Genomic DNA, 1587 nt, shown 5'->3' with positions numbered 1-1587 from the left:
GTTGCCTTCGTGGAGTGGCCCGAGCAGGATGCGTTCGGTGCCGATGTAGTTGTGGTTGAGCATCCGCGTTCTTCTCGGACGAGAACGACAACCCGGCGGGCGCTGCTAGGTGTACCGTTCGAATGAAGCGGGCGATGGCCGGTGTTGCCGCCGACCTCATCGGCACCGACCTGGTGCAGTTCACCGAGGCGTTGTGCGACGCTCCGGAGTGAATACAGAAGTGGGCCCGAATAAGTTGGATGTCAATATGATTCATCCCATCCAGCCAGATTGTCCGGCATGTCCGACCCGGACCGGATCGTTATCGCGGCGACACCGTGTGGTGTGCGGCAGCTGTGTATCGTCGGAATCGGGCGTCGAACCAGCGGACCCAACATAGCCGACACGAATCGGCCACACATGTAAAGGGGAATGGAGATGGGTTTGGGTACGACGTCGAAGAAGAGCATCGGGGTGGCGGCAGCGCTGCTGAGCATGACAGCAGGAACGCTGGTGGCCACCGCGCCCGCAGCGCAAGCCGCACCCGTCTACAACATCATGATCGTCGGCAACAGCATTCCGGCTGGTATCGGAAGCGTAGAGATCCGGGTGAGCCAGGGCCCACTCGTTTGCGTGCAGCGGCTGCAGTCGGGAATTGACCGCAGCACTGGAGTCGGCGTAACTGCTGGCGATCCTGTCTCTTTCGTCACGTTCCCCGACAGTGCATGCCAGGCCCGAGGGGTTGGCGGATTTGCCACTGTCTTTTCGGGGAACACCAATGGGCTCACCAACTGGTGGGTCCGACTGAGCTGACCAACTCCGCCGACCCCTCGGCGCGCAGATCGCCGCCGAGGGGTCGCGATCGTAACGGAATGGGCGGTTTCTAGGTCAGCGGTAATTTGCGAGACGCCACGGCTGAGTTATCTACCCCGCGGGGGCCGCAGAAACCGACGTCGTCCTGGGACTCGATTCCACCGCAGCCGATCCCACGTCGCCGCAGAGTGACACACCGAAGTCGAAAGGCGACAAGCATCTAGACCAGATCGACTTCGTGCGGATGGTCAACTTCGGTGGGGTGATCCTCGATCGCGTCATGATGCGGGTTGCCAGCCCCGCCTCCACCGCCGCCGGGGCCGTCTAGCTGTACCCGGCCATCAGGTTGGTGACAGGCGGCCGATGGGTGGCGCAGTGGTCGGTGTTGGTGGTGTAGGCGCGTCGGTAGGCCCACTCCGCGGCGAGTGTGCGATTGAAGCGTTCGAGTTTGCTGTTCTGCCACGGGCAGTGGGGTGTGATGAACTTCTGGACGATGCCGTGAACAGCGGCACTGACGCGACCACCAACGCGTTCAACACCCTTGAAGGCATCAAGCTCTCCGCCAAGAGTCTCGCCTACGACCTCATCGCCGGTCAGGCCGAGTATCACCTGTACTTCCTGTCGGTCCATGCATATCTACGTGGTGTTCCCCGGTCTGCTGTGGCTGCCGCGACTCTGCTCTACTACCTGCACGTCTTCGACAAGGGCAATGATCAGTTCACCCTGGAGAACAACCCCGTCGACGCCGTCCTCCGCACCACCAGCCCCACCGCGTTGGACATCGTCGCCGTCACT

Annotated in this window: 2 protein-coding genes and 2 pseudogenes; 2 read left to right on the top strand and 2 right to left on the bottom strand. The window is 62.1% G+C overall.

Annotation, left to right across the window (positions count from 1 at the left end; translation table 11 throughout):
• Window positions 1-126 (bottom strand): annotated as a pseudogene (locus ACY48E_RS15960) (hypothetical protein); the annotation flags it as partial.
• 291 nt (window positions 127-417) lie between these two features.
• Here ACY48E_RS15960 and ACY48E_RS15955 point away from each other — a divergent pair.
• Window positions 418-792: a hypothetical protein gene (locus ACY48E_RS15955; protein WP_462873234.1), complete on the top strand. Its 375-nt coding sequence runs from the start codon at window positions 418-420 to the stop codon at window positions 790-792.
• Between the two features lie 384 nt (window positions 793-1176).
• On the opposite strand, the pseudogene ACY48E_RS15950 reads toward ACY48E_RS15955, so the two are convergent.
• Window positions 1177-1290, bottom strand: a pseudogene (locus tag ACY48E_RS15950) (integrase core domain-containing protein); the annotation flags it as partial.
• On the opposite strand from ACY48E_RS15950, the gene ACY48E_RS15945 reads away from it, so the two are divergent.
• Window positions 1291-1587 (top strand): hypothetical protein (locus tag ACY48E_RS15945; RefSeq protein ID WP_462873236.1); only part of this gene is annotated, 297 nt, incomplete at its 3' end. It lies immediately after the preceding pseudogene.

This window comes from Rhodococcus sp. AZ1, assembly GCF_054979605.1.
This window is presented reverse-complemented; position numbering and strand designations above follow the sequence as displayed.

Coding starts and splice junctions, on each gene's coding strand:
- ACY48E_RS15955 (WP_462873234.1), top strand. CDS start 418: ATGGGTTTGGGTACGACGTCGAAGAAGAGCATCGGGGTGGCGGCAGCG.